Here is a 255-nt window from a genome sequence, read left to right as displayed (position 1 = left end):
ACAGGTCGCCGCTGACGCCGCGAAAGGTCAGCCCGAACACCGTCGAGCCCACCAGGATGAACACCACGAAGCACGACAGCTTGGTGGTCGTGTCCATCGCCTGGCGCAGCAGGTCCAGCGTCAGCCGCCGGCGGATCAGCGCCATCACGATCGCCCCCACCGCTCCCATCGCCCCGCCCTCGGTCGGCGTGGCGATGCCGATGAAGATCGTGCCCAGCACCAGGAAGATCAGGAACAGCGGCGGGATCATCACGA

The 255-nt window shown here is 67.1% G+C and carries 1 protein-coding gene; it reads right to left on the bottom strand.

What is annotated here, in order from left to right:
* Positions 1-255, bottom strand: a 255-nt coding sequence (locus tag KW845_RS29380; RefSeq protein WP_218372952.1) for a TRAP transporter large permease subunit, incomplete at both ends; no start/stop codon positions are given.

Source organism: Bordetella sp. BOR01, assembly GCF_019218885.1.
Lineage (GTDB): Bacteria > Pseudomonadota > Gammaproteobacteria > Burkholderiales > Burkholderiaceae_B > Bordetella_A.
The sequence above is the reverse complement of the archived record's forward strand: the minus strand, read 5'-3'. Positions and strand labels throughout refer to the sequence as shown.